The following is a 24352-nucleotide window of genomic DNA, read 5'->3' on the forward strand; positions in this document are numbered from 1 at the left end:
TTCGCCGCCGTGGGGCCCGCAGAACCGGCTCATGCCCCCTCCCACCGTGAGGTCAGCCTGCCCTGCGCCCCGATCGCCCCGACGATGTGGCCCAGCCACCGCTCGTCGGCCGTCGGGAAGTCCTCCCGCCAGTGGCAGCCCCGCGTCTCCCGGCGGGCGTACGCGGCCGCCACCAGCGCCGACGCGACGGTGACCAGGTTCGTCGCCTCCCAGTCCGCGGTACGCGGGGTGCCCCGGCCCTCGCCCAGTTCGCCGAGGGTGTGCGCGGCGGCGGCGAGCGTGTCCGCCGAGCGGAGCACCCCGGCGCCCCGGGTCATCGCCCGTTGCAGCACCGGCGTGCCCCCGGCCGGCACCACCCAGCCGGCACCGCCGACCCAGGCGCCCGTGGGCGCCGGGCGGGCCTGCTCGGGCAGGCCGGTGGCCACGTCCTCGGCGATCCGGCGGGAGAAGACCAGCCCCTCCAGCAGCGAGTTGCTGGCCAGCCGGTTCGCGCCGTGGACGCCCGTGCAGGCCACCTCGCCGCAGGCGTACAGGCCGGGGATGGAGGTGCGGCCGCGCAGGTCCGTACGGACGCCGCCGGAGGCGTAGTGGGCGGCCGGGGCCACCGGGATCAGGTCGGCGGCCGGGTCCACGCCGATGGCGAGGCAGGACGCGACGATGGTGGGAAAACGCCCGGCCAGGTAGTCCCCGCCGAGGTGCCGGGCGTCGAGGTACACGTGGTCCGCGCCGGTGGCCAGCAGCACCCGGTGGATGCCCTTGGCCACCACATCCCGGGGGGCCAGCTCGGCCAGCTCGTGCTGGCCGACCATGAACCGCTTGCCGTCCCCGTCGACCAGGTACGCCCCCTCGCCGCGCAACGCCTCGGAGACCAGCGGCTGCTGCGCCCTACCGGCCCCGGGCACGCCCGCGCCCGGCGGGGTGATCAGGGCGGTCGGGTGGAACTGGACGAACTCCACGTCGGTGACGTCCGCGCCGGCCCGCATGGCCAGGGCTACCCCGTCGCCGGTGGAGACCGCCGGGTTGGTGGTGGCGGAGAAGATCTGGCCCATCCCGCCGGTGGCGAGCACCACGGCGCGGGCCAGGATCGCGCCGACGCCGTCCTCGCTGCCCTCGCCGAGCACGTGCAGCGTGATCCCGCAGGCCGGGCCGAGCCCACCCGGGCCGTCGCCGGGGGCGCGCAGCAGGTCCAGCACGAGGGCGTGCTCGACCAGGCGGATCCACGGGTCGCGGCAGACGGCCGCGTGCAGGGCCCGCTGCACCTCCGCGCCGGTGGCGTCGCCGCCCGCGTGCACGATGCGGTCCGCCCGGTGCCCGCCCTCCCGGGTGAGCATGAGCGAACGGTCCGGGTTGCGGTCGAACTGCGCGCCGATCCGCATCAGCTCCCGCAGCCGGGTCGGCCCCTCCTCCACCAGCACCCGTACGGCGGCCGGGTCGCAGAGCCCGACGCCGGCGATCTCGGTGTCCGAGGCGTGCGCGGCCGGCGTGTCCGCCGGGTCGAGCACCGCGGCGATGCCGCCCTGCGCCCAGCGGGTCGAGCCGTCGTCGATGTTGACCTTCGTGACCACGGTGACGTGCAGGCCGGTCTCGCGCAAATGCAGCGCGGCGGTCAACCCGGCCACCCCGGAGCCGACCACGACCACGTCCGTCGTCTCCACCCAGCCGGGCGCGGGCGCGGCCAGCAGCGACGGCAGGGCGGGCAGGCCAACTGTCGGAACGTCCATGAGCACAGTCAACCCGAAGGATTCTCGCTCCGCGCAGCGGGGGCGGGACGAGTGGTTTGGGCTACGGGACGCGACCAGGGTCACTTCGTCCGGACGGGGAGCCCCGCCGGACCGGCGCCCCGGAGCGAGGCGGTGACCGTACGGTCGCTGAGCCACAGGTAGCAGCGGACGCCCCGGTCGCCGACCCGCCAGCGGCCGGCCCCCGGCGGGCGGACCACCACGCCGCTGCGGAAGCGCAGGTCGTCGTCGTCCGGCACGCCGACGTAGCGGGCGAGGACCGAACGGCAGCCGGCGTACAGCGGAATCCAGTCGGCGTCCCGGGCCGGGTACGGCTTGTCCGGTGCCTTCCACACCCCGACGAACTCGGCGTCGTGCCGGGTCCCGCACGCCACCGGCACCAGCGCCTGCGGCCCCCGTCCGGCGTCGGCGGCGGTGCGGTGGCAGCCCAGCCGCAGCGGTGAGGCGGGCGCCTTCAGGGTGTCCCGGAGGCTGCCGGTGCGACTCACCACCTTGGCTCCCGCCTCGACCGTGTCGACCTCGACCAGGTCGCAGCGGTACCACCGGGCGCCGGACGCCCACCCCACCGGCGACGGCAGCGCCACCGCCAGCCGCAGCCGGCCGGCCCGCCAGTCGTCCCCGACGTACCCGCTGGCCTGCGCGTCGCAGTCGGCGAACGCGGACCGCAGCTCGGCCGAGTCGGCGGCGGGCGGCCCGCCCCGGCCGGCCCGGAAGACCCCCACGTGCACGGTCTCCACCCGGTGCGCGACGGCGCACTCCACCGGCTCGTACGCCGCCAGGGTGACCACGTCGGTGAAGTCGGCGACCTGGCACACCCCGGCCGCCGGGACGAACGGCCCGGCGGGCGGCGGGACGGCCCAGTCGTCGGTCAGGTCGCCGTCGATTCCCGCGGCGGCGCCGCACCCGGCCAGGGGCGCCACCGCGACCAGGGCCGCGAACACAGCGGTCAGCGCACGGCGCATCGGGCCTCCCCAGCCACCAGCTTCCGACGGTGACCCAAGGGTAACCAGAGATGACCGTCCGGTGACAGACCGCGCAGGCGGGCGAAATCCGCCCCGCCTGGTCGGCGGGCGCCGGCTCCGCCGGGTCAGCCGACGACAGCGAGCGGGCTGGGGGTCGGATCGCCCGCCGTCCCGGGCGCGACCGCGGCCGGGTCCGCGCCCAGGTCGATCACCTTGTTGCCGGCGTCGACGTGCACCACCCGCGGCCGGTACGTCCGCGCCTCCGCGTCGTCCAGCTGCCCATACGCGATAAGGATGACCAGGTCGCCGGGGTGCACGAGGTGCGCGGCGGCGCCGTTGATGCCGATCACGCCGCTGCCCCGCTCACCCGGGATCACGTACGTCTCCAGCCGGGCCCCGTTGGTGACGTCCACGATCGCCACCTGCTCGCCCGGCAGCAGGTCGGCGGCGTCGAGCAGGTCCTGGTCGACGGTCACCGAGCCGACGTAGTGCAGGTCGGCCTGGGTCACCGTGGCCCGATGGATCTTGGACTTGAGCATGGTGCGGTACATGGGGTGCCCTTCAGGGAGAAGTCAGGAACGTGGGGCGAGCCGGATCGCCGCGTTGTCGATGAGCCGGGTGTTGCCGACCCAGGCCGCGACCAGCAGCCGGGCCGGGCCGGAGACCGGGCCGGGCTCCAGGTCCGGGTCGGTCAGCACGAGGTAGTCGAGCCGGGCGCCGGGCGCGCCCGCGCCGAACGCCCGGTGGGCGCCGGCCAGCACCTCGCCTGCGTCGTGCCCCCGGTCGGCGGCCTCCGCGCCGGCCCGCAGCGCGGCCGACAGGCTCAGCGCCGCCTTTCGCTCGTCGGGCGAGAGGTAGCGGTTGCGGCTGGACAGGGCCAGCCCGTCCGGCTCGCGGACGGTCGGCACGCCGACCACCCGCACCGGCACGTCGAGGTCCCGGGCCATCCGCCGGACCAGGGTCAGCTGCTGGTAGTCCTTCTCGCCGAAGAGGGTCAGGTCGGGGCGGGTGAGCTGGAGCAACTTCAGCACCACGGTCAGCACCCCGTGGAAGAAGCCGGGCCGGCTCTGCCCCTCCAGGTCCTCGCCGAGCGGACCCGGGTCGACCCGCACCCGGGGCTGGCCCTCCGGGTACATCTCCTCGCGGCTCGGCGCGAACACCACGTCGGCCCCGGCCCGCCGGCAGATCGCCAGGTCCTCGGCGAGGGTGCGCGGGTACCGGTCGAAGTCCTCGTTCGGGCCGAACTGGAGCGGGTTGACGAAGATCGTGACCAGCACGTGGTCGGCCTGCTCCCGGGCGGCGCGCAGCAGCGTCTCGTGCCCGGCGTGCAGCGCGCCCATCGTCATCACCACGCCGAGCGAGCCGGTCATGGCCGCGCGTGCCTTCGCGAGGTCCTCGCGGGTCCGCACCAACTCCGTCACGCTCTACTCACCTCTCGGTAGGTCCCACCCAGCACGTCCAGCAGCGCCACGGCGTCCGCCGGTCGCAGCCGGCCAGCGGCGATGGCCCGGTCCGCTGCCCGTCTGGCCAACGCCAGGTAGGGGGGCACGGATTCCGGCGCGGTCGCGGCCAGGCGCTCCAGGTGCCGGCGTACGGTGCCCGCGTCGCCCCGGGAGACGGGGCCGGTCAGCGCGTCGTCACCGAGCCGCAGGGCGTTCTCCAGCGCCGCCCGCAGCAGCGGGGCGAGCACCTTCTCCGGCTGGGTCACCCCGGCGTCGCGCAGCCGGTCGGCCGCCTCGTTGACCAGGGTCACCAGGTGGTTCGCGCCGTGCGCCAGCGCCGCGTGGTACAGCGGGCGGTCGGTCTCGCCCACCCACTCGGGCACCCCGCCGAAGTCGACGACCAGCCGGGCGGCGAGCGGGCGCAGCTCCGCCGGTGCGGTCACCCCGTACGAGATGCCGGCGAGCCGGTCGAGGTCGTCCGGCGTACCGGTGAAGGTCATCGCCGGGTGCAGGGCCAGCGGACGGGCCCCGACGGCGACGGCCGGGGCGAGGACGCCCAGCCCGTGCGCGCCGGAGGTGTGCGCGACCACCTGGCCGGGGCGCAGCGCGCCGGCCTCGGCGAGGCCGGCCACCACCCCGGCGAGCGCGTCGTCGGGTACGGCGATCAGCAGCAGGTCGGCGGCGGCCCGGGCCACCTCGGCGGCGGGACCGTTCCGGGCCTCCGGTAGCAGGAGGGCGAGCCGGGCGGCGGAGGCTCCCGAGCCGCCGGAGGCGGCGACCACCCGGTGGCCGGCGGCGGCGAGCGCGGCGCCCAGCACGGCGCCGACGCGGCCGGCGCCGACGACGCCGACGGTGAGTACGCGGGGAGGGGAGGTCGGGGCGCCGGTGACGGCGCCGCCCGGCGGTGCGGCGGCCCCGGACGGGGCGGCCGGACGCGGGCGCGACGGTGCGCTCATGGCGACGATCCAGTCCTCTAGGGGGTACCGGTCGATGGCAAGTATGCGCCGCAGGCACGGAACCCGAACAAGAATGTGTGAAAGCCGTCACCAGTGCCGCGACCGGGCGGCCCCGACCGGCGCGCGGCTGCCTGCCCGCCGGACGTAGGGTCGGCACGGTGCCAGTCCCCCGAACGAGGAACGAACTGATGCCGATCGGTTGGCGGGAGTCCATGCACCGCGCGCTGTACGGGCCGGACGGGTTCTTCGTGTCCGCCGGCGGGCCTGCCGACCACTTCCGGACGAGCGTGCACGCCTCCCCCGTGTTCGCCACGGCGCTGTTCCGCCTGCTGGAGCGGATCGACGCGGCCCTCGGCTCGCCGCCCGTGCTCGACCTGGTGGACGTCGGCGCCGGACGCGGGGAACTGCTGCGGGCGCTGGTCGCGCTCGCCGGCCTGCGCGGTTCCGGGGAGCCCCTGCCGCTCGCCCGCCGCCTGCGCGTGACGGCCGTCGAGCTCGCCCCCCGGCCGGCGGACCTGCCCCCGGGCGTCGGCTGGGTCGCCGAGGTGCCGGCGGGGATCACCGGGCTGCTGCTGGCCACCGAGTGGCTGGACAACGTGCCCCTCGACGTGGCCGTGCCCGCCGAGGACGGCTGGCGGTACGTGCTGGTCGACCCCGCCACCGGCGAGGAGGCGCTGGGCGCCGGGGTGAGCGCGGCCGACGCCGACTGGCTGGCCCGGTGGTGGCCCCCCGCCCCCACCCAGCACTCGTCGATCAGGAGCTCTGCGTCCGCCGGGGAGCCGGAGTCAGACGCAAACCTCTTGATCGACAGGGCGGGCTGCAGGGCGGGCGACAGGGCAGGCGGCCAGGCGGGCGGCAGGGCCGAGATCGGGCGGACCCGGGACGAGGCGTGGGCCCGGGCCGTCGGGCAGCTCGATCGGGGACTTGCCGTGGCCGTGGACTACGGGCACCTGAGGGAGGACCGGCCGATCGGCGGGACGCTGACCGGGTACCGGGGTGGCCGACAGGTGCCCGCCGTACCCGACGGGTCCTGCGACGTCACGGCGCACGTCGCGTTCGACTCCGTCGCCGCCGCCGGGACGGCGGTCGCCGGGGCGGCGTACACGCTGGTGAGCCAGCGCGAGGCGCTGCGGGCGCTCGGGGCCGACGGCGGGCGACCGCCGCTGAGCCTGGCCGCGACCGACCCGGCCGGGTACGTGCGGGCGCTGGCCGCCGCGTCGGCGGTGGCCGAGCTGACCGACCCGGCCGGCCTCGGCGGGCACCGGTGGCTGCTGCAACCGGTCGGCGTCGTCGTCGATCCGCTCATGGCACGATGACGGGCATGACCACGGAGGCCGGGGACCTGCGCGAGCTGACCGTCGGCACCGGTGCCGGCGGGGAGCAGCTCGGCACAGACATGGTGGTCAACATCGGCCCGCAGCACCCGTCGACGCACGGCGTGCTGCGGCTGCGGCTGGTCCTCGACGGGGAGCGGGTGGTCAGCGCCGAGCCGATCGTCGGGTACATGCACCGGGGCGCGGAGAAGCTGTTCGAGGTGCGCGACTACCGGCAGATCATCGTGCTCGCCAACCGGCACGACTGGCTGTCGGCGTTCTCCAGCGAGTTGGGCGTGGTGCTCGCCGTGGAGCGGCTGATGGGCATGGAGGTGCCGGAGCGGGCGGTCTGGCTGCGGATGGCGCTGGCCGAGCTGAACCGCGTGCTCAACCACCTGATGTTCCTCGGCTCGTACCCGCTGGAGATCGGCGCGATCACGCCGGTGTTCTACGCGTTCCGGGAGCGGGAGACCCTGCAGACGGTGCTCGAGGAGGCCTCCGGGGGCCGGGTCCACTACATGTACAACCGGGTCGGCGGGCTCAAGGAGGAGGTGCCGGCCGGCTGGACGCGGCGGGCCCGGGCCGCCATCGGCGAGGTACGCCGCCGCCTGCCGGACCTGGACAACCTCATCCGGCGCAACGACATCTTCCTGGCCCGTACGGTCGGGGTGGGCGTGCTGACCGCCGCCGACGCCGCCGCGTTCGGCGCGTCCGGGCCGGTCGCCCGGGCCTCCGGGCTCGACCTGGACCTGCGCCGGGACGAGCCGTACCTGGCCTACGACCAGCTCGACGTGCCGGTGGTGACCCGCACCGCCGGCGACTGCCACGCCCGCTTCGAGGTGCTGCTCGACCAGGTGTACGTCTCGCTGGATCTCGCCGAGCGGTGCCTGGAGCGGGTGGACCGGCTCACCGGGCCGGTGAACACCCGGCTGCCGAAGGTGGTCAAGGCCCCCGAGGGGCACACCTACGCCTGGACCGAGAACCCGCTCGGCATCAACGGCTACTACCTGGTGTCCCGGGGCGAGAAGACCCCGTGGCGGCTCAAGCTGCGCACGGCGTCGTACGCGAACGTGCAGGCGCTGGCCACCCTGCTCCCCGGCTGCCTGGTGCCGGACCTGATCGCCATCCTCGGCTCGATGTTCTTCGTGGTCGGGGACATCGACAAGTAGCCCGTCGGCCTTCCCCGACGGCGGCGACGATCCCGGGCTCGGCGGTCAACGCCAGCGGTCGGATGAGCGGCCGCCGGCGCGCGGCAGGTCGTCGCGCGGCGGATAGCCGTACCGCTCCTCGTCGGCGCGCTGGTGCCGGCTCGGCCGGGCCGGCTCCGGCTCGCGCCACCGGTCCCCCGAGCGGGTGCCGCGCCGCGCCGGCTGCCGCCACTCGGTCGGCACCGGCTCGCCGCCGGCGGGCAACGCCGGCGCGGCGGCGTCGGGCAGCGCCCGCCGATCCCGCCAGCCCCCGTCGCCCCACTCGGCGCCGGCGTCCGGCTCGTCGTGACGGCCGCGCTCCCAGTCGGCGTCGTGACGCCCGCGCTCCCAGTCGGCGTCGTGACGCCCGCGCTCCCAGTCGGCGTCCGGATCGTCGTGGCGCCCGCGTGCCTGGCCGGCGTCCGGCCAGGCACCCACCCGGTCCTCGCCGGGCCAGCGACCGGCCTCCTCCCGGCCCTGCCACGGCTCGCCCGGGTCCTGCCGGGAATCGCCGTGGCGGACCGCGGCCCAGCGGTCCTCCACCCGGTACGCCGTCCCGGCGGCATCCGCGTGCGCGGCCGCCCGGCGCTCGCCGACCCGGACCTCCCGGCCGCGCTCGTCCTCGCGTACCTCGGCCCAGCGGTCCCCGGCATGCGCCTCCGACCACTGCCCGCGCCCGGCAATCTCCCCGGCCGGGTACGGCCGCGCGCGCCCGGCCGGCGCCTCCTGAGCCGGATACGGGCGGGCACGCCCCGCGGCGGCCTCCCCGGCCCGGTACGACCGGGCGCCCTCCGTGCCGCCCTCCTCGACGGGGTCTCCCGTGGCCGCTTCCGCGGCGGGGTACGGCCGGGCACGCCCGGCGGTGCCAGCCCGCCCCGGCTCGTCGCGGCGGCCCGTCCGGCCCGGCTCACCGCGCTGGCCCGTCCAGCCCGGCTCGTGGCCGGCGGGCTGCCCCGGCCAGCGGTCTTCCGGAAGCGGCTCGGGGCGGTCGTGCGGGTCGGCGTAGCCGGCCCACGGGGACTCGTCCGGCTCGGGCGTCGTCGGGCCGCCCCACGACCGCTCCTCCGGCGCCGGGGAGCAGCCGCCGAGGTGGCCCGCCCCCGGGTCCGGCCCGTCCACCACGGTGTGTCGGGTGGTGACGTCCACGGTCTCGGTGTGCCGCACCACGGGACGGGCAGCGCGGCCCGCGTCCGGCGGCGCGAACCGGGGGTCCGGGTCGGCCGGGCGGGCCGCGCCGTACACGCCGGACCGGGCGGGATCGGGCTGGTCGTAGCGGGGGTTCGGCCGCGGGCGGCGGCCCGGCGCCTCGTCGTCCTCGCGGGCCACCCTGGCCCGGCCGGACGGCACGTCGTCGCCGACCCGGGCGCGGCCCGCGTCGTCGTACCCCTCGGAGGAGGCCAGCGGGGCGCGGCCCGCGCCGGCCGGCTCCGCGGGCGGGGGCGCCGGTTCTCCGCCGATCTCGCTCGCCGCGGCGTCGAGCCGGCGGCGCAGCGCGGCGACCTGCTCCTCGGCCCGCTGCGACGCGTCGAGCGCCTGGTCGCCGCGTTGGGTTACCGCGACGATCTCGCCGTGCAACTCCCGGCGCACCTGTTCGATCTCGTCCCGAAGCTCCTCCACCTCGACGGCACCGTCGGGGCGCAGCGCGATGGACAGGCCGATCAGCACGATGGCGACGATGGCCAGCACGGCGGCGAGCCGGAGCAGACCGTTGCCGTCGGCGACCAGCAGGATCAGCGCCGCCACCGGGGCGAACGCCACGCCGGTCCAGAAGAGCGCGGACAGCAGTCGGGGGTCACGCCTGTCGATGGCGGAGGCGGGCATGGGTGTGCAGCCTACCGAGAGTTGCGGCCGCGGGGAACGGGGGCGCGACTCTCTGATCAGCAGCGGTTGCCGACTGTTCACCGAGTAACGGTCACCGGCGGCTCAGCGCCGCCGGCGACCGGCACCCGGTGTCAGCTCGCCGCGAGGGCGCCGTCGCTGGAAAGGACCAGGCCGACGCTGGCGCTCCCCGTCTTCAGCGCGTTCTTGGTCTGCGGGCCGCCGGCGTCCAGCGAGCTGAACGAGCCGGCCTTGAAGTCGTAGACCTGGACGAGCCCGGCCTGGCACTTCGGGCGCTGCGGGCACTCCGGCGGACCGGCCAGCACGGTGGCGCTGCCGGAGCACTTGGCGGCCAGCTCGGAGAGCGTGCTCACCCCGTACTTGTCGGCGAAGGCCTTCGTGACGGCGAAGGCGTTCTGGTCCTGTGCGGCGGACGGCGTCCCGAAGACGATGCCGGCCTTCTCGCCCGCGGCCTTGAGCGCCGCGACCGTCTTCTCCAGCTCCGGCGAGGAGACCGCCGGGGCGTCCTTGCCGTTGGTCTTGGTGTTGAGGAACTCCGCCATGGTCGCCGCGTACTCCGGGACGACCTGGATCTCTCCCTTTTCCAGGGCCGGCTCGTAGAGCTCCCGGTTGCCGATCTGCTGCACCTTGACCTGGTATCCGGCGGCGGTGAGCGTGATCCTGTACAGCTCGGCCAGGGTCTGGCTCTCGGTGAAGTTGCCGGCGCCGACCACGATCGTGCCGCCGGGGCCCTTGGCCACGCCCTGGGTGAGGTTGTTGGCCGCGGCGAACTCCTCGGCGGCGACCTTGGACGTCTTGCGGTCGACGTCGACGGCCTTGTTGAGCCCGATCAGCTTCGGGGTGTCCAGCGCCGCGGAGACCTTGTCCAGCGCCGCGAGCAGCTCCGGTTTGGCCACCTTGGCGTTGACCGCCGGGAGGATGTTGTCGGTGTTCTGGAGCTTCTTGTCGTCGGCCAGGACGACCAGCTGGTCGCCGGCCACGGGGGCGCAGCCCGCCCCCGAGGCGGCCTGCTGGGGCGCCTCGGTGCCGGACGAACCGGCCTCACCGCAGCCGGTGAGGACCCCGGCCGCGGCGAGGGCACCGATCGCGCCGATCGCCAGCCGTGTACGTGCGCGCATCTATAGAGCCCGCCTTCCGTGTCCCGGCGCGACCCGTCCGGGCCGGCCGCGTGTCCGACGGGCGATCCAGTGTGTTCAATCGCCCGTGATCTTTACACCCAACATCCTGCACGGCGGGACCGACAACTCAAGGCCGCCATTGTCACCAGATCGTCACACCGGCCGCGTACGGGTGGCGGCTCAGCTCCCGGCGACGGCGGCGGCACGCCGGCTCGCCCGGCTCCGGGCCGGACGCAACGAGCGCGGCGTGACCAGGCGCTCGACCAGGGCGAGCACCAGCTCGACCAGCATCGCCAGCCCGCCCACCAGCACGCCGCCGGCGATGATCTGCCCGCCGCCGGCGGCGATGTCCAGCCCGAAGCCGGCCCGGATGATCTGGCCGAGCCCGCCGCCGTTGACGAACGAGGCCAACGCGGCGGTCGCCACCACCTGCACGGCCGCGGTGCGGAAGCCGGCGGCCAGGTACGGCACGGCCAGGGGCAGCTCCACCCGGCGCAGCACCTGCCCGCCGGAGAGCCCCATCCCGCGCGCCGCGTCCCTGGCCTCGGGGTCGGCCTGGCGCACCCCCGTGTACGCGTTGGCCAGCAGCGGCGGCACCGCGAAGACCGCGAGCGCGACCACCACCGAGGGGCGGCCGAAGCCGAGGAAGGTCAGCGGCAGGATGGTCAGCAGCGCGAGGGTCGGCACGGCCAGAGTGACGTTGGACACCAGCACGACCAGCCCGCCGCCCCGGCCGGTGTGCCCGAGCCACAGGCCGAGCGGCCAGGCCACCAGGCAGCCGAGCAGCACGGCGGCCGCCGACATGCCCAGGTGCTCGCCGAGCCGGTCCAGGACGCCGCCCGGGTTGGTCCAGTTCAGCGGGTCGTTGAGCCAGCGCACCGCCTCGCCGACGGGGTTGCTCATCGACTCCTCCCGCGCAGCCAGGGGGTGACCGCCCTGCCCAGCCCGGCCAGGAGCAGGTCGAGGGCCAGGGCGAGCAGGACGCAGAGCAGCGTGCCGGTCATGATCTCGGCCTTGTAGAAGTTGTTCTGGAAGCCGGCGAAGATGAGCTGGCCGAGCCCGCCCCGGCCGACCACCACCCCGACTGTGACCAGCGCCACGGTCGACACCGTGGCCAGGCGCAGCCCGGTCAGCACGCCAGGCAGGGCCAGCGGCAGCTCGACCCGGAACAGCCGCCCCCAGCGGCCGTACCCCATCCCCTCGGCGGCCTCCCGGACCTCGGGGGGCACCTGGGCGAGCCCGGCGAGCGCGTTGCGGACGATCATCAGCAACGCGTACAGCACCACCACGCTGAGCACGGTCAACGCCCCGATACCCAGGTACGGCGCGAGGAAGGCGAACAGCGCCAGCGACGGGATCGTGTAGAGCACCCCGGTGAGTGCGAGAATCGGGCCGGCGAGCGAGCGGTACCAGTGGGCCGCCACGGCCAGCGGCAGGGCCACCAGCGCGGCGATCAGCACGGCCCGCGCGGTCAGCCAGGCGTGGTCGCGCAGCGCGGCGAGGATCGTGTCAGAGTTGTCCCGCACGTACTGCCAGGAGAACCACGGGTTACCCGGGTCGGCCCGGTAGCTCAGGCGGAAGGACATGCGTGGACGTTACCTCGGAGACCCCGATCTCCGCCGAACCCGACGGCGCCCACCCGCGTGCGGCGTCGATCACGCTGGAGGGCGTCGGCAAGCGGTACCCGGACGGCACCGAGGCGGTCCGGGAGCTGAGCCTGGAGGTCAGGGCCGGCGAGCTGACCGTGCTCATCGGCCCGTCCGGCTGCGGGAAGTCGACCGTGCTTCGGATGATCAACCGGCTGGTCGAGCCGACCGGCGGCCGGATCCTGCTCGGCGACGAGGACGTGACGCGGGTCGATCCGGTCGCGCTGCGTCGCCGGATCGGGTACGTGATCCAGAACGTCGGGCTCTTCCCCCACCAGACCGTCCTCGCCAACGTCGGCACCGTGCCCCGGCTGCTCGGCTGGTCGCGGGACCGGGTGCGCCGCCGCTCCGCGGAGCTGCTGGAGCTGGTCGGGCTCGACCCGAAGCAGTTCGGGCGGCGCTACCCGCACGAGCTGTCGGGCGGGCAGCGCCAGCGGGTCGGGGTGGCCCGCGCGCTCGCCGCCGACCCGGTGGTGCTGCTGATGGACGAGCCGTTCTCGGCCGTCGACCCGATCGTACGGACCCGGCTGCAGGAGGAGTTCCTCCGGCTCCAGGCCGACGTGCGCAAGACCATCGTGCTGGTCACCCACGACCTGGACGAGGCGGTCCGGCTCGGCGACCGGATCGCCGTACTCTCCGAGGGCGGCCGGCTGGAGCAGTACGACAGCCCCGCGGCCGTGCTCGGCGCGCCCGCGTCGGGGTTCGTCCGGCAGTTCGTGGGCGCGGACCGGGGCATCCGGGCGCTGGCGGTGACCCCGGTCACCGCGGAAGCACTGGATCCGGCGCCCGCCGACCCGGCCGGGCTGCCGGAGGTGGCGCTGGGCTCCTCGGCGTACGACGCGCTGGCCGTGATGCTCACCTCGGGGGCGGACCGGGTGCTGGTCACCGCCGGCGGGCGGCCCGCGGGGCTGCTCACCCGGGAACGCGCGCTCGCCCCCGCCCAGCGCCAGGGCTGAGCGGGGCGCCCCGGGGACGACCGGTCAGGCGCGGCCGCCGAGGCTGGCCGTGCCGATGATCCAGCCGGAGAGGAAGCCGTAACTGGCCCCGGCGCCGGCGGCCTGCAACGCCTTGAGCAGCGACGGGTCCGGCCCGAGCAGCGTGCCGAGCAGCGCGGCCAGGCCGGCGGCCAGCACGTACGCGCCCCAGCCGGAGAAGAACTGGCTGAGGCCACCCTGCACGCGGGCGACCTGCGCGGCGGGCAGTACGTAGAGCAGGGCCGCGGCGAGGACCACCAGCAGGATGGCCCGCAGGTCGGTGGCGAGCACCCCCGAGTCGCCGGAGCCGAGCCGCCAGGCGGGCCAGGCGAGCAGCCGCAGGAACCAGCCGCCCGTCGAGTTCGGGTCGGTGGAACCCTCGGCCCAGCCGACGTACAGGGGACTGCCGCAGACGGCGACGAGCACGAGCACCGCCAGCGTGCCGGTGCCGGCGGCCGTCCCGTACCGGCTGACGGCGCCGTTGGTGAGAGCCATGCGGCGCCCAGTTCCCGGCGCGCCCCGGCGGGCAAACCTGCGAACCACCACGGTCGGCGCCCGGTTCAGCGCTGCATCAGGTAGTCGACGAACTTTGCCCGCAGCAGCGGCGCCGACTCCTCGTAGCCGTGGCCGGTGAGCTCCCGCCACAGCGCCGCCGCCTCGTCGACGGTCGGACCGACCGAGTTCGGCGCGCCGTCCAGCGCCGCGGCCTCGTCGGCGTTCGGCAGGTGCCGCAGGACCGACCAGAAGAACCCGACGTCGCGGCGCTCCCGGGCCAGGGCGAACGCCCGCTCCCGCAGTTCCTCGGTGGACAGCGCGTCGAGCTCGTCGAACGTGTTCCCGCCCGGACCGGTGGAAGATGTCTCGGTCATTCGCCGAGCCTAACCGGCGAGATCACCACCGGCAGGCCGGACGCGGGCGCGCCGGCCTCAGCGGTCCCCGCCGTCCCAGCGGGGCGGGCGGGTCTCCCACCGGGACGCCTGCCACGGATCGGTGGGGGTGTCGTCGGTGCGGACGGGCAGCGCGGGCGGCCAGTCGTCCATCGGCGCCAGCCGGGGCACCGACCAGCCGGAGCTGATGCTGGGGTCGGCGGCACCCAGCGGCTCCGGGTCGGCGCCCACCACGTAGGGCCGCCCGTACGCCTCCACCAGCCGGGTGACCAGCAAACCGACGCCGAGCGCCGCGCCGCCGACCGCCCACCGGCTCACCACCCAGCCCCGGGTGTCCGCCCAGGCGAGCAGGACGCCGATCAGGCTCACCGCGAGCAGGGTGCCGAACATTCCGCCCCGCCGGCCGTACGCGCTGGTGCCGGCGAGCAGCGCCGCGCCGACGCCCAGCACCGTCCAGTCCAGGCCGGCCGTGGGGGCGACCGCTCCCTCGCCGTTGGTGGCGATGAGGACGCCGGCCAGCGCGGCGAGCACGGTGGACACGACGCAGGCGAGCGTGCTGACCGTCGCCGCCACCGCGCCGCGCCGCCGGGCCGGGTCGACCACGGGCCGGAACCGGCCGACCAGCCGGCGCACCGGGCGGATCGCCCCGAACAGCCCGCCGAGGACCGCCACGGCGGCGAAGCCGGCGAAGAGGTAGAACGCGCTGCCCCGGGGGTCGTACCCGCTCTGCACCAGGACGGGCGCGGCGCGGCGCTCGATGTACACCACCACCCCGGCGGCCCCGGCCAGGCTGGCCGCCCAGCCCGGCACGTGCAGGACGGCCACCGCGAGCCCCAGGGCCAGGCCGCCCAGTGCGGCCGCCGCCGCGACCTGGCCGAGCGCCGGGCCGATCCCCCGGTCGCCCTGCTCGGCGAGGTGCAGCGCGGCGGCCACCGCCACCGGTCCGATCGCCAGGTTCACCGCGGCGGTCCGCAGGCTCACCCCGGCGGCCAGGGCGAGCAGCCCCAGCGCCACCACGTCGACCAGCAGGATCCGCAGGCCGGGCTCACGCAGTACGGCCGGGTCGGCCTGCCAGAGCAGCCAGGCCAGCACGGCCAGGCCGGCGGCCAGCGCCACCTCCCAGGCGACGTGCACGGCGAGCCGGTCCCGCCCAGGCTCGCCGTGGTCCGGGTCGTCGAAGACGTTCTCCAGCACCGCCGCGGGCACCCCCGACGAGGGCTCCACCGGGGCGTGCCGCCCCGGATCGTCGTACCCCATGACGCGCGCCCTCCCCAGGTCACGGCCGCAGGGTCCGTCCCGGGCGGATCGGCGGCGGCCGTTGCTCACCGGTCGCCAGGCACGGTACCCGCGCGCCGCTGCGCGCGTAACCCCCGTGATCAGCGCTGGCCGGGTCGGCTCTCCCGCTGGTCGGGCTCGCGCTCGTCCTCCGGCCGCTCCGGCACGCGGCAGGACCGCTCCAGCCACAGGGCGGCGGCCACCAGCGCGAGCGAGGCGAGCAGGCTCGACGCGGCCGCCGGGCGGTCCGCCGCGGCGGCCTGGGTCGGCTCGATGACCAGCCACCCCGTCAGCCCGGCGGAGAAACCGGCGAAGATCGCCCCCGCCAGGGCCGACGCCTTCGCCAGCACCACGAACCGGGCCACCATCAGCGGGTTGACCGGTTCGCGGCCCGGCCGGCGCTCGATCCGGCCCCGGGTGTTCACCGCGGCGTACCCCTCGAGCACGGCCAGCACGGCGAGGGTGATCACCGGCAGCCAGGGCAACCGGGGGAACTCCCGGTACAGGCTGCTGATCAGCAGCCAGGCCACGGCAGCGGCCGCCAGACCGGCGACGACCAGGGTGGAGATCCTGGTGGGGCCCATCCTGAACCGGTCGGGATCCGTGCCACGCGGGGGTGGGGACTGCGCCTGCGTCATGCCGGCCGACTCCACTGGCTCATGCCGACGACTCTAACGCCAGATCGGGCCGCGGGCTCAGTTCCAGCGCGTCGCCGGCCACCGGTTCGGCGTTCAGCAGATCCGTCAGCCAGCCGTGGCCGGGCAGCCGTCCGTACGGCTGGATGTCGATCCACGGCCGCAGCACGAAGGCCCGCAGGTGGGCCCGGGGGTGCGGCAGGATCAGCTCCGGGTCGTCCCGGAGCACCGGCTCGCCGGCGTCGTCCCACACGGCGACGACGTCGACGTCCAGGGTGCGGGGCCGAACCGGCGGGCGGGGTCGCGCTCCCGCCCGGCCCGGCGCTCGGCGGCCCGGGCCCGCTCCAGCCAGTCCTCGGGGGCCGCCGCCGGGTCCTCGACCAGGACCACCGCGTTCAGGTACGCCGGCTGGTCGGCGTCGCCCCACGGCGGGGTCTCGTAGACGCCGGAGACCAGCAGCACGGCGTCGCCGAGCCCGGCCACGGCCGACCGGAGGTGTGCGTGCCGGTCCCCGAGGTTGCTGCCGAGGGAGAACAGGGCACGGGTCACCAGGCTCCCCCGTCCCGCGCCGCCGGCCCCGGCGCCCCGGATTGCGCTGGCGACTCCGGCGCCCCGGTTCCCGCGCCCGACGCGGGCGCCTCGGCCCGGGCGCGGGTCATGGTGACCGCGACGTCGGTGAACGCGTGCGGGACCGGGGCCTCGGGCTTGTGCACCGTGACCGTCGCGCGCGTCACCCGCGGGTCGGCCAGGCAGATCCCCAGGAGCCGGTCGGCGAGCGTCTCGATCAGGTTGACGGGTTCCCCCGTCACCACCGCCACCAGCCGCTCCGCCAGTTCCCCGTAGTGCACGGTGTCGGTCACCTCGTCGGAGCGGGCGGCCGGCGCGAGGTCCAGTTCGAGGACCGCGTCGACCACGAACTCCTGGCCCTGCTCGCGCTCGAAGTCGTAGACGCCGTGCCGGCCGTGCGCCCGCAGGCCGGTCAGCGTGATCCGGTCGGTCACCGGTCCTCCCCCTTCTCCGTCGTCCGGCCGGTCTCCGCCGCTCGGCCCGGCTCCGTCGTCCTGGCCGGCTCCGCTGTCCTGGCCGGCTCCGTCGTCCTGGCCGGCTCCGTCGCTCGGCCCGGCTCCGCCGTCGGGGCGGCGACGAGCCGTGGGCTGCCGCTGGCCCGCCAGACGGCCAGCGCGTCGACGGTGCCGAGGACGTCGTGCACACGTACCCCCCAGGCGCCCGCCGCCACGGCGAGCAGGCTCGTGGCGGCGGTGGCCGCCTCCCGGCCGCCGGTCGGCCGGGGGCGCCCGTCGGCGTCGGCCAGCAGCAGGCCCAGGTACGACTTGCGGCTGGACGCGAAAAGCAGCGGGAAGCCGAGCTCCAGCAGCTCGGGCAGGCGGGCGCTGAGCTGCCAGTTGTGCTCGGCGGTCTTGGCGAAGCCGAGGCCGGGGTCGATCACGATCCGGTCGGCGGCCACGCCGGCGGCCAGGGCCGCGTCGATCCGCTGGGCCAGCTCGGTCTTCACGTCGACGACCACGTCGGTGTAGGTGGCCAGCTCGCGCATCCCGCGCGAGTGCCCCCGCCAGTGCATCAGCACCCACGGGCAGCCGGCGTCGCGGACCACCCGGGCCATGTCCGGGTCAGCCAGGCCACCGGAGACGTCGTTGACGACGGCGGCCCCGGCCGCGAGCGCCTCCTCCGCCACCCGGGCCCGGGTGGTGTCGATGCTGGCCGTGACCCCGGCCGCGGCCAGTTCCCGGATCACCGGCAGCACCCGGGCCGCCTCGGTCGCCGCGTCCACCCGGTCGGCGCCGGGACGGGTCGACTCGCCCCCCACGTCCACCAGGTGCGCGCCCTCGGCCCGCAGTCGCACCCCGTGTGCGACGGCCGCGTCGAGATCGGCGTACCGGCCGCCGTCGGAGAAGGAGTCGGGCGTGACGTTCAGGATGCCCATCACCACCGGGCCGTGCGCCGTACCAGATCGGTCACGACTGCACCGTACCGGTCTGGCCTGCGGCTTTCGGCGCCCAGGTCGGAACGTCCCGCGGCAGCCCTGACATGCGAATTGGAACAGGTGTACGATCGGTCGCCTGGGCTGTTCCGGGACGAGTCTTCGCGGCTTGTCGCAAAGGGGGGCGGCCCGTACCCTTTGGAATTGCCCAGCAGCGAGATGGCGAAGCCTGGAGGGAGGGCCGAAGCGGGAAATATCCCCCCAAAGCTCACCACCCTCTGTGGTGGGCGCCAAACGCAGGGTTGCCAACCTTGCGCAGAGTGAGCACCATCCCGCCCAGGCTTGCCTACTGCACCGCCGCGGCTCCGCCGGCCGCGATTGGGGAGGTTCCAGTGATCGCCATCGAGCTCATGGAGACGACGTCGTCCGGCGTCGCCCACGCGCTCCACGCCCTGGCGTCGACTCCACTCGCCGAGCCGGCGCCCAAGGGCATCGACACCAACGGGGTCGTCACGTTCTTCGCGAGCAAGATCGCCCCGATCCTGCTCGCCGTACTCGGCGTCATCTTCATCGGCCGCGCCAGCCGGGGCGAGATCTCCAAGGTCCTGACGAGCTCCGCCATCGCGATCGTCGGCCTGGCCTTCATCGCGGGAGCGGCCACACTCTTCTTCATCGGCGACTACCTAATCGACCTGATCTTCGAATAGGCGCGGGCAGAGATGCGACTGCGGACCGACGACGACATCTACCGGGCCCGCCTGGTCTATCTCGGGCCGCCCGGGTACACCCTGCCCGTCCACCTGCCCTACGCCCAGTACGGCGTGTTCATGCTGCTCGTGCCCCTCTACATGTTCATCCACTGGCTGTTCACGCTGAAGGTCGAGCTGTTCCCGGCCTGGGAGATCGCGCTCGCCATCGTGAGCACCTCGTTCATCTTCCGGCACGTCGACCCGGACCGGCCGGCGCGCATGGTGATCCGCACCGCGCTGACCGACTGGCGACGGACCCGGGAGCCGGCGGCCGAGCAGCGCGACCCGCGCCTGGTGGCGAGCCGGATCAGGATCCGGGAGGAACTGGCATGACCGGGCGTACCCCGACCGGGCGGCAACGACGGCACTCGGGTGAGGCGGTGGCATGAGTCGCTCTTCCACGCCGGGCTCCCCGGCCGGACGTCAGGCCACTCCGCACGGTAACCGCGCGCGCTCGTTCGACTACCCTTCGAGCGAGGAGTTCGACGAGGCCGCCCTCGACCCGGCACTGGCCACCACGCCCGGGCACGGCCGGGTCGGGGTCTTCCAGGCGCCGCGGCCCGCTCCCGGGCGCGGCACGCCGACCACCCCGGAGGCCCCCGCCCCGACGGTCCCCGACAGCGCCGACATCGACTCACCGTTCCTCGACCTCTTCGGGGGCGCGCGTCCCGGCGCGTCCCGGCCGGCGCTCCCCGCGCCGCCCCGGCGGGCCGGCCGGGAGCATCCCGCGATCCCCCACCAGCAGCCCCCGGCCCTGGAGCCGCCGGCCGCGCCGCGGGCCCTGGAGCAGCCGGCCGCGCCGCCGGCCCGTAACCGCGTCCCCCAGCAGCCGGGCGACCGGCTGCCCGCGGTACGCCCGCCCGCCCAGCCGGACCTGCCGCCCCCGCCGGTGGCCGACCCGCCCGTCGACGACGAGACGTACGGCTGGCGCGACGTCGAGCCGCGCGCCGCCAACTTCGCCAGCAGCGCGCCGCCCGCGCCCCGGGAGCCCGGGCGCTCCGTCCGCCGGGACGCGGGCCGGACCGGTCCGCCCGTCCCGCCCCCGAGGCCGCACCGCCCCGGTGAGCCGCGAGGTCACGCCGCCCCGACAGCGGACCGTCGAGCGTCGGGAGCAGCCCGGCAGGCCGACCAAGCCGGCGGAGCTCACCAGACCCGCCAAGCCGGTACGGCCGCCGAAGATCAAGTTCGGGGACCGCGACCCGTCGGTCGAGCTGGCCATCACCGAGATCGCCGGGCACCTCACCTTCACCCCGAACACCGTCACCGCCTGGTACTGGCTGCCCGAGGTGCGCTGGGCGTTCCGGCCGGACGCCGAGCGGGAGGCCCTGCTCTCCGCGATCTCGGAGCAGTACGCCGGCCTGGCCGGCTTCCGGCTGCACCTGCGCCGCACCACCCGCCCCTTCCCGGCCGACGAGTGGGCCCGCACCATCGACGCGCACACCCCGACACCGCTGCCGGACGTACCGGACACCCCCGGCTGGGGCGACCACCTGGTGGCCGCCCAGCGGCACCTGCTCTCGGTGAACCACGCGGAGGGGCAGACGTACCTCGGGGTCACGTTCGCCCGGCGCTCGCTCGGCGACTCGCTCACCGAGCGGCTGCTGCGTACCTTCGGCCGGGGCGTCGCCGGGAGCGAGCGGCGCAAGCTCGGCCGCACGGTCGAGCAGTTCGACGAGGTGCTGGGCGCGTTCGGCATGCGCGGCCGGCGGGTGAGCGCGCAGGAGCTGGAGTGGCTGCTGTACCGCTCCGTCGCGCTCTGCATGGCGCCGCCCGGCGCGCTGTCCCCCATGACCAACGGCCGGTGGGAGCGTGGCGACCTGCTCGCCCTCACCGAGCAGGTCGAGCGGTACCGCACCCCGTACGGGTCGACGGTCAAGCTGGTCAACCGGATGACCGGCGAGGAACGGCATGTGGCCGTGCTCGCGGTCGGCCGCATGGAGCCGCTGGAGATCCCCGAGCGGCACGAGCCCTGGCTGCACTTCCACGAGCGGCTGCCCTGGCCCATGGAGATCTCCACCCGGGTCGACATCCTCGGCTCCGGCGACTCCTTCCGTAACCTGGAGCACCGGCTGCGGATGATCCGCTCCCAACAGCTCGACTACGCCGAGCACGGCATCGACGCCCCGCCGGAGCTGGAGCGGCTGGCCAAGCGAGCCCTGGTGATCGGTGACGAGATGACCACCGGGCTGCCGGTCGACTCCGCCCGCGCGCACGGCTGGCACCGCATCGCCGTGGGCGGCCGTACCCGGGAGGAGTGCCTGGAGCGGGCGCGCCGGCTGATCCAGCTCTACTCCCGGGAGCTGCGCATCTCGCTGCAGCACCCGAAGAACCAGGACTGGCTGGCTCGGGAGTTCATTCCCGGCGAGCCGGTCGCCAACACCGGTTACGTCCGGCGGATGCCCGTACACCTGCTCGCCGCCGCGCTGCCGCAGGCCGCCTCCACGGTCGGCGACCGGCGTGGCGACCTCATCGGGCGCACCGCCGGCACCTGCCGCCGCCCGGTCTTCCTCGACCTGCACTTCCCGATGGAGGTGCGGGAGCGCTCCGGCCTGGCGGTCTTCGTCGCCGAGCCCGGCGGCGGCAAGTCCACCCTGCTGGGCGCGCTCGGCTACCTGGCCGCCCGGCGCGGGGTGCAGGTGACCCTGCTCGACCCGTCCGGCCCGCTCGCCCGGCTGTGCGACATGCCGGAGCTGCGGCCGTACGCGCGGGTGCTCAACCTGACCGGCTCCGAGCAGGGGACGCTGGCCCCGTACGCGCTGATCCCGACCCCGCTGCGTAGCGAGTTCGGCGCCGGCGCGGCCGGGGACCGGGAGTTCGAGATCGCGGTCTCCAACGCCCGGGCCGAACGCCGGATGCTGGTCCAGGACATCTGCATGATGCTGGTGCCGCCGCAGGTCGCCCGGGAGGCGTCCACCGCCACCCTGTTCCGGCACGCCGTACGCCAGGTGCCGGCCGAGGAGGTGTCCACCCTGGACGACGTGGTCGCCTGCCTCCAGGGGCTGGACGACGACGCCGGCCGGGAGCTGGCCAACCTGCTGCTGGACACGGCCGAGATGCCGCTGGCGATGCTCTTCTTCGGCCGGCCGCCGGAGGGACTGCTCGGCGCGGACGCGGCGCTGACCGTGATCACCATGGCCGGCCTGCGGCTGCCCGACCTGAAGATCGAACGCGAGTACTGGTCGGCAGAGGAGGCGCTCGCGCTGCCCATGCTGCACACGGCCCACCGGCTAGCCGTGCGCCGCTGCTACGGCGGCTCGATGTCGTCGCGCAAGCTCGTCGGTCTGGACGAGGCGCACTTCATGGAGGGCTGGCGCTCCGGCCGATCGTTCCTGGTCCGACTCGCCCGCGACTCCCGCAAGTGGAACCTGGCCGCGCTCGTGGCCTCGCAGAATCCCCGCGACATCCTCGGCCTCGACGTGCAGAACCTGGTCTCCACCGTCTTCGTCGGCCGGATCGCGGAGGACAGCGAGATCGCGTCGGAGGCGTTGCGGCTGCTCCGAGTACCGGTCGACGACGGGTACGAGGCCACCCTCGCCTCGCTGTCCACAGCGGACGCCACCTCGGCCGCCCGGCTCGGCTTCCGCGAGTTCGTCATGCGCGACGTCGACGGGCGGGTGCAGAAGGTCCGGGTGGACGTGTCGTACGTCGACGGTCTGCTGGAGCACCTGGACACCACGCCCACCGCGGTCGCCGGGCAACTGCCGACCGCTCTGCCGGACCTGGAGGCGTGACATGGCGAGGGCCCGGGCACGGATAGCGGCATTTCTGCTCGCGATCGGCGTACTCGCCGGGGCCACCGTCGCCTGGCCGGTGGTGGGCGGCCCGCCCGCGTACGCGGCGGCACCGGTCACGCAGGCGCAGGCGCGAGCGGACCTGTGCAGCACCCAGGAGTGGCAGGCCGACTTCCGTACCTGCGTCGGGAAGCTGACCGAGGTCAGCAAGAGCGAGGTGCAATGCCGTAACGCCCCGGTCCCCGCGGCTCCGGACTCCGGGCTGGCCGGCTGGTTCGCGGGCCGCCCCGACGCTGCCAAGCTGCCTGGCCCGAAGGGCCTCTACAGCGACTACGGGTACGCCGGATACAGCTACCCCACGTACGACATCCCGGGCGGCTGCGCCTCGTCAGTGCTCCACCCGGACTACAAGTTCACCACCACGGTGGCCAACGGGGAGTTCATGATCGCTACGGCGATCATCGGCGCCTCGAACGCCCTGCGGGAGCGGGCGTGGAACCCTCGGTCGATGTGGGGCTGGGCCGACCCCCTGGTCGAGACGGCGACGAAGGCCGTCTACCAGAAGGTCTTCAGCGTCTTCGGCATCATCACGCTCTGCGTGGTGGGTCTCTACCTGCTCTGGCGGTCTCGCCAATCGGACATGAGCAACGCGATGACCACTGCCGGCTGGGCCTTGGTCGTGATGGTCGCGGTGACGGCTTTGGCGGCGTGGCCGGTCAAGTCCGCCAACATCGCCGACGGCACGCTCGTGACGACCCTCGGTGTCGTCCACGACGCTGTCGGTCCGGCTTCCAGGAATATCCCGCCCGATAAATGCGCTTTGCCCAACCCGGATGCATGTGTCGACAAGCGCCCACCGGCCGTTCGGGCTAGCGACACCGCTACCGAGGCGATGCTTTATCGCAACTGGCTGCGCGGGGTGCTCGGCTCGGCGGACAGTGAGACCGCCAAAAAGTACGGTCCGGCGCTCTACGACGCGAAGTCGCTGTCCTGGGAGGAGGCCGAAAAGCTCCGGGCCAACCCGAGGACCCGCGAGGCCACCATCGACGCCAAACAGCAGCAGTGGGCCCGGGTCGCAGCGCAGATCAAGGAGGAGGACCCGGAGGCGTACGAATATCTCCAGGGCGTCCGGGACATGGACCGAGTCGGCTCCGGTTTCATCGCGGTGCTGGCCGCGCTGCTGTTCGCGATGTTCGACCTGACTGCTTCCCTGTTGGTCCTCCTGGGCTTCCTGATCTTCCGGTGGGCAGTGATCGCGGCACCCATCCTGGGCACGGTCGGCCTGCTGCGCCCGGCGAGCGCCGGGCTGCGGCGGCTCGCCAACGCCGTTGTGGCGGCGGTCTTCAACATCGCGATCTTCGGCACCGGCGCCGCCATCTACCTCTTCGCGGTGGACCTGATCATGAGCACCGCCACCCTGCCCGGTTGGCTGCAGGTGGTGCTGGTCTGGCTGTGTGGGGTGGTCGGCTGGCTGCTACTGCGCCCATACCGGCGGATCACCCAGCTCGGCGGCAAGGACAACAGCGAGGCGGTCAGCTCGGCCGGTTCATGGCACCGCCGATTCTTCCGGGACATGCGCACGGCGGCGCGGCTCGACCTGGCCGAGCCCGGAGGCACCGCCGAGCCAGCCCTGGCCCGCCGCAGGGGCATCAAGCTGGAGCCAAGCACCCTCCGGCCCGAAGCCCGGGGGGAGGATCCCAGCCAGTCCGGCGCAGCCACCGCCCAGGCGAGCGAGCGGCAGCGGGCCGACGGCCGGGAGTACCGGGACGAGGCGACCGCACCGGAACAGACCACCGCCGGGCGTCCCACCGCACCGAAGCCGCGCCGTCGCCAACCGGCGGCGTGGGCCGAACCGGACGTGCCCGAGGAAAGCCCGTCCTTCGTCATCTACCGCCCCGGTTCGGCCGAGCCCGCCGCACCTCGTCCCGCCGCGCCCCGAATCCGCACCGAGGCCCGGTGA

General features: G+C 75.0%; 19 protein-coding genes and 4 pseudogenes. 7 read left to right on the forward strand and 16 right to left on the reverse strand.

Features of this window, described 5'->3' with window-relative positions; all coding sequences use genetic code 11:
- Nucleotides 1-29: 29 nt before the first annotated feature.
- The 5 genes from JD77_RS09455 to JD77_RS09475 all read right to left on the reverse strand — a co-directional run bounded on the left by JD77_RS09455 (nucleotide 30) and on the right by JD77_RS09475 (nucleotide 5099).
- Nucleotides 30-1721: an L-aspartate oxidase gene (locus JD77_RS09455; protein ID WP_145773943.1), complete on the reverse strand. Its 1692-nt coding sequence runs from the start codon at nucleotides 1719-1721 to the stop codon at nucleotides 30-32.
- An 80-nt stretch (nucleotides 1722-1801) separates the two neighbouring features.
- Nucleotides 1802-2701, reverse strand: coding sequence for a septum formation family protein (locus JD77_RS09460; RefSeq protein ID WP_145773944.1), 900 nt, complete (start codon nucleotides 2699-2701; stop codon nucleotides 1802-1804).
- A 125-nt stretch (nucleotides 2702-2826) separates the two neighbouring features.
- Nucleotides 2827-3252, reverse strand: coding sequence for an aspartate 1-decarboxylase (gene panD / locus JD77_RS09465; RefSeq protein WP_145773945.1), 426 nt, complete (start codon nucleotides 3250-3252; stop codon nucleotides 2827-2829).
- Between the two features lie 21 nt (nucleotides 3253-3273).
- Complete coding sequence (gene panC / locus JD77_RS09470) at nucleotides 3274-4122, reverse strand: pantoate--beta-alanine ligase (protein ID WP_145773946.1); 849 nt, start codon at nucleotides 4120-4122, stop codon at nucleotides 3274-3276.
- Nucleotides 4119-5099, reverse strand: a complete 981-nt coding sequence (locus JD77_RS09475) for a Rossmann-like and DUF2520 domain-containing protein (RefSeq protein WP_145773947.1) — start codon at nucleotides 5097-5099, stop codon at nucleotides 4119-4121. The genes panC and JD77_RS09475 overlap by 4 nt, the downstream gene beginning before the upstream one ends.
- Before the next feature lie 188 nt (nucleotides 5100-5287).
- On the opposite strand from JD77_RS09475, the gene JD77_RS09480 reads away from it, so the two are divergent.
- Nucleotides 5288-6415: an SAM-dependent methyltransferase gene (locus tag JD77_RS09480; RefSeq protein WP_145773948.1), complete on the forward strand. Its 1128-nt coding sequence runs from the start codon at nucleotides 5288-5290 to the stop codon at nucleotides 6413-6415.
- Nucleotides 6412-7581 (forward strand): NADH-quinone oxidoreductase subunit D, encoded by a 1170-nt coding sequence (locus tag JD77_RS09485; RefSeq protein ID WP_211372521.1) that lies wholly within the window; start codon nucleotides 6412-6414, stop codon nucleotides 7579-7581. The genes JD77_RS09480 and JD77_RS09485 overlap by 4 nt, the downstream gene beginning before the upstream one ends.
- A gap of 45 nt (nucleotides 7582-7626) precedes the next feature.
- On the opposite strand, the gene JD77_RS09490 is transcribed toward JD77_RS09485, so the two are convergent.
- From JD77_RS09490 to JD77_RS09505, 4 genes are all read right to left on the reverse strand, one after another.
- Nucleotides 7627-9420, reverse strand: coding sequence for a hypothetical protein (locus JD77_RS09490; protein WP_145773950.1), 1794 nt, complete (start codon nucleotides 9418-9420; stop codon nucleotides 7627-7629).
- 131 nt (nucleotides 9421-9551) lie between these two features.
- Nucleotides 9552-10556 carry a glycine betaine ABC transporter substrate-binding protein gene (locus JD77_RS09495; RefSeq protein WP_145773951.1) on the reverse strand — a complete coding sequence of 335 codons (1005 nt, stop codon included), beginning with the start codon at nucleotides 10554-10556 and terminating at the stop codon, nucleotides 9552-9554.
- Between the two features lie 180 nt (nucleotides 10557-10736).
- A complete protein-coding gene (locus tag JD77_RS09500; RefSeq protein WP_145773952.1) occupies nucleotides 10737-11459 on the reverse strand; it encodes an ABC transporter permease in 723 nt (240 codons plus the stop codon).
- Nucleotides 11456-12142, reverse strand: a complete 687-nt coding sequence (locus JD77_RS09505; RefSeq protein ID WP_145773953.1) for an ABC transporter permease — start codon at nucleotides 12140-12142, stop codon at nucleotides 11456-11458. The genes JD77_RS09500 and JD77_RS09505 overlap by 4 nt, the downstream gene beginning before the upstream one ends.
- Nucleotides 12143-12168: 26 nt before the next feature.
- Between JD77_RS09505 and JD77_RS09510 the strand changes: the two genes are divergently transcribed.
- Complete coding sequence (locus tag JD77_RS09510; protein ID WP_145777497.1) at nucleotides 12169-13158, forward strand: ABC transporter ATP-binding protein; 990 nt, start codon at nucleotides 12169-12171, stop codon at nucleotides 13156-13158.
- A 24-nt stretch (nucleotides 13159-13182) separates the two neighbouring features.
- Here JD77_RS09510 and JD77_RS09515 read toward each other — a convergent pair whose 3' ends face one another.
- The 7 genes and pseudogenes from JD77_RS09515 to folP form a co-directional block, all read right to left on the reverse strand.
- Nucleotides 13183-13671, reverse strand: a complete 489-nt coding sequence (locus tag JD77_RS09515; RefSeq protein WP_145773954.1) for a hypothetical protein — start codon at nucleotides 13669-13671, stop codon at nucleotides 13183-13185.
- 65 nt (nucleotides 13672-13736) lie between these two features.
- On the reverse strand, nucleotides 13737-14045 hold the full coding sequence (locus JD77_RS09520) for a hypothetical protein (protein WP_145773955.1): 309 nt from the start codon (nucleotides 14043-14045) through the stop codon (nucleotides 13737-13739).
- A gap of 57 nt (nucleotides 14046-14102) precedes the next feature.
- Nucleotides 14103-15320, reverse strand: a complete 1218-nt coding sequence (locus tag JD77_RS09525; protein WP_145773956.1) for an ABC transporter permease — start codon at nucleotides 15318-15320, stop codon at nucleotides 14103-14105.
- A gap of 119 nt (nucleotides 15321-15439) precedes the next feature.
- On the reverse strand, nucleotides 15440-15976 hold the full coding sequence (locus JD77_RS09530; RefSeq protein WP_145773957.1) for a DUF3180 domain-containing protein: 537 nt from the start codon (nucleotides 15974-15976) through the stop codon (nucleotides 15440-15442).
- 19 nt (nucleotides 15977-15995) lie between these two features.
- A pseudogene (gene folK / locus JD77_RS09535) lies at nucleotides 15996-16522 on the reverse strand (2-amino-4-hydroxy-6-hydroxymethyldihydropteridine diphosphokinase).
- A 98-nt stretch (nucleotides 16523-16620) separates the two neighbouring features.
- A pseudogene (folB, locus tag JD77_RS09540) lies at nucleotides 16621-16974 on the reverse strand (dihydroneopterin aldolase); the annotation flags it as partial.
- Nucleotides 16971-17950 (reverse strand): annotated as a pseudogene (gene folP / locus JD77_RS09545) (dihydropteroate synthase). The pseudogenes folP and folB, both read right to left, overlap by 4 nt.
- 354 nt (nucleotides 17951-18304) lie before the next feature.
- On the opposite strand from folP, the gene JD77_RS09550 reads away from it, so the two are divergent.
- From JD77_RS09550 to JD77_RS09565, 4 genes and pseudogenes are all read left to right on the forward strand, one after another.
- Complete coding sequence (locus tag JD77_RS09550) at nucleotides 18305-18619, forward strand: hypothetical protein (protein ID WP_145777499.1); 315 nt, start codon at nucleotides 18305-18307, stop codon at nucleotides 18617-18619.
- A gap of 12 nt (nucleotides 18620-18631) precedes the next feature.
- On the forward strand, nucleotides 18632-18994 hold the full coding sequence (locus tag JD77_RS09555; protein WP_145773959.1) for a hypothetical protein: 363 nt from the start codon (nucleotides 18632-18634) through the stop codon (nucleotides 18992-18994).
- A 175-nt stretch (nucleotides 18995-19169) separates the two neighbouring features.
- A pseudogene (locus tag JD77_RS09560) lies at nucleotides 19170-22392 on the forward strand (ATP-binding protein); the annotation flags it as partial.
- Between the two features lies 1 nt (nucleotide 22393).
- Entirely contained in the window at nucleotides 22394-24352 is a 1959-nt protein-coding gene (locus tag JD77_RS09565) for an MFS transporter (RefSeq protein ID WP_145773960.1), read from the forward strand.

This window comes from Micromonospora olivasterospora (assembly GCF_007830265.1).
Lineage (GTDB): Bacteria > Actinomycetota > Actinomycetes > Mycobacteriales > Micromonosporaceae > Micromonospora > Micromonospora olivasterospora.

Bases quoted from the DNA above. Each gene is read 5' to 3' on its own strand.
- JD77_RS09490 (WP_145773950.1), bottom strand. From the start codon at position 9,420: ATGCCCGCCTCCGCCATCGACAGGCGTGACCCCCGACTGCTGTCCGCG.
- JD77_RS09460 (WP_145773944.1), bottom strand. From the start codon at position 2,701: ATGCGCCGTGCGCTGACCGCTGTGTTCGCGGCCCTGGTCGCGGTGGCG.
- JD77_RS09530 (WP_145773957.1), bottom strand. From the start codon at position 15,976: ATGACGCAGGCGCAGTCCCCACCCCCGCGTGGCACGGATCCCGACCGG.
- JD77_RS09475 (WP_145773947.1), bottom strand. From the start codon at position 5,099: ATGAGCGCACCGTCGCGCCCGCGTCCGGCCGCCCCGTCCGGGGCCGCC.
- JD77_RS09515 (WP_145773954.1), bottom strand. From the start codon at position 13,671: ATGGCTCTCACCAACGGCGCCGTCAGCCGGTACGGGACGGCCGCCGGC.
- JD77_RS09555 (WP_145773959.1), top strand. From the start codon at position 18,632: ATGCGACTGCGGACCGACGACGACATCTACCGGGCCCGCCTGGTCTAT.
- JD77_RS09480 (WP_145773948.1), top strand. From the start codon at position 5,288: ATGCCGATCGGTTGGCGGGAGTCCATGCACCGCGCGCTGTACGGGCCG.
- JD77_RS09485 (WP_211372521.1), top strand. From the start codon at position 6,412: ATGACGGGCATGACCACGGAGGCCGGGGACCTGCGCGAGCTGACCGTC.
- JD77_RS09520 (WP_145773955.1), bottom strand. From the start codon at position 14,045: ATGACCGAGACATCTTCCACCGGTCCGGGCGGGAACACGTTCGACGAG.
- JD77_RS09505 (WP_145773953.1), bottom strand. From the start codon at position 12,142: ATGTCCTTCCGCCTGAGCTACCGGGCCGACCCGGGTAACCCGTGGTTC.
- panD (WP_145773945.1), bottom strand. From the start codon at position 3,252: ATGTACCGCACCATGCTCAAGTCCAAGATCCATCGGGCCACGGTGACC.
- JD77_RS09500 (WP_145773952.1), bottom strand. From the start codon at position 11,459: ATGAGCAACCCCGTCGGCGAGGCGGTGCGCTGGCTCAACGACCCGCTG.
- JD77_RS09565 (WP_145773960.1), top strand. From the start codon at position 22,394: ATGGCGAGGGCCCGGGCACGGATAGCGGCATTTCTGCTCGCGATCGGC.
- JD77_RS09495 (WP_145773951.1), bottom strand. From the start codon at position 10,556: ATGCGCGCACGTACACGGCTGGCGATCGGCGCGATCGGTGCCCTCGCC.
- JD77_RS09455 (WP_145773943.1), bottom strand. From the start codon at position 1,721: ATGGACGTTCCGACAGTTGGCCTGCCCGCCCTGCCGTCGCTGCTGGCC.
- JD77_RS09525 (WP_145773956.1), bottom strand. From the start codon at position 15,320: ATGGGGTACGACGATCCGGGGCGGCACGCCCCGGTGGAGCCCTCGTCG.